1 protein-coding gene is annotated in these 1959 nt (G+C 43.5%); it reads left to right on the top strand.

Going from position 1 to position 1959, the window contains the following annotated elements; translation table 11 throughout:
- On the top strand, window positions 1–1959 hold a 1959-nt coding region (locus EHS11_RS19685), incomplete at both ends, for a TIGR04388 family protein (RefSeq protein ID WP_135766104.1).

Below are 1959 nucleotides of genomic sequence, written 5' to 3'. Positions count from 1 at the left end.
TGCACTCCCTTATGGGAACTCCCGATCGTTGGGTCACAAGCGTAGTCGTTGCCAACCTATATACGGATAGTTACAATCTTTATAACCGATCCCCTTATGGATGGAATAGCGTATCACATACAGAAGGGAATCTGTTAGTAGACAGCGCTGCCGGAAATCCTTACGACATTTGGTACCAACACCAGCACTGGGCTGTTCCTCAAAACCAAATGGGTGCCATAGGATATCGTGTTTTGTATACAATGCATGACCAGCATTCTGCGGACATGGCTTCATACTGGGACTCAAACTCCACATCTCTCACAGGTCAGCTCAGCAAATATACAAACGATATAAACCCAGCGATCAGCAGCTGGGAAGGTCAAGTTGCAAGCTATAGCAGCTTTTACGAACAGTGGAAAACAAACGCGGATGCACTGAAAGAACAGGCCAAGACTGATTATGAAAATTCACTCGCCGACCTTGAGACAAAGAAAACAGCCTGGCTTTCCAAGTTGGAAGCGGAAAGACAGGATGGAATCTTAAAATGGGCAGAACTGAAAAGGGAAGCTGCGAGTGCGGAATCAAAATCGGATATAGCCACCCTCAAGGCAGAGCTAAAAGCAACCAAGTCCTCCGTGACCGACTTTTCCACAGGAACGGAATCTGTGTTGAGTAGTTATGACGATAGTCTAACAAGACTTACTACAAAAGAATTTGTATTCAACGAACCGGTTCAGAAACAAGCTGTCATCACTCAAAATACAAGTATGGGACTCGGAGAATTTTTCTCTAAGGACCGAAGTCTGTCGGAAGTGTCAAAAATATCTGTATTTGATAAAGTTTCCACTATGGGAAGTTTCTCGTTAGGCGGTGTAGCTGCGGGGATAGGACTTGTCCAGACAGATCCTGTTATTTATAAAACAATCAGCCTGGTAGAATCTGCTACGGGAGCTGTAGGAGGATTTGTATCTTCTCTTACAGGAAATACATCCGGTGGACAATCGTATTCTATTTTCAATGCGGCGAGCCAAAAGAAAGTTGAGACAAGTTTGAAGGTGGATGGCAAAGACATCAGTACTATTTTCAGCAACACAGCGAACGGAGTGTACCAATATTCCCAACTGCTCTCTACCAATGAAAACAACGAGAGAATGGCTGACAAAGAACAGGAGAAATTACTCAACCAGATCACATACGGAATCAAATGGGAAGACCGCGTTGTTCTCAAATACAATGACAATGGAGTGTTGGAAGGAAACAAGGAATTCCAACATATCTTGAATCAGATGAATGATTCCAAGTTCAAACCCATGACCGATTGCATGGCGGAAAAGGGAGCAACGCAGGAAGGTTGTTTTAAGACTACTTTCAAGGATTCGATTGCTTATATGCAAGGGCAAGGTTTTGAATACCAAAATGGAATGATTGTCAGGTCGCTTAATAAGATGGAGAAAATATTACTCGGTCAAACAACGGGACTTACGATGACTGCAGAAGAGAAGGCATTGACTGGCACTTGTTATGTGGACCCGACACAGTGCAAGAGTCTACTGAGACAAGATTATACTTATACAGTCAATAAAGAAACAAACATAGCTACACTTACAAAGTCGATCAGTAACGGTCAGATCGGTGGGAGAAGAGATGGAAAATACATCAGTGGAGCACAAACTGAGACCCGTTATGTGAGCTTGGCGGAAGTCAAGCCGATCATGGCTCCCAAAGGAAAAGATTTATTTGACTCCTGGGGTGAAGAAGAATGGGACAATATAGGATCCCAACAGAATGCAGTGCTTAAGAATTTCTACGATGTGGGTCTTGCGGGAGATGTTAAGAGAATATCTTCGGCGGCAAACGATATATCTGCGGGCAAAGATAGAAACGAGAAGAAATTCCAGGAAGCGAAGATTGCTGCTGAGTCTGCGGATTCATTTATCAAAGATATGATTATGGCTTATATTTCCGGTGGTGTGGCGG

The sequence above is a fragment of the Leptospira ilyithenensis genome (assembly GCF_004771005.1).
Lineage (GTDB): Bacteria > Spirochaetota > Leptospiria > Leptospirales > Leptospiraceae > Leptospira_A > Leptospira_A ilyithenensis.
The sequence above is the reverse complement of the archived record's forward strand: the minus strand, read 5'-3'. Positions and strand labels throughout refer to the sequence as shown.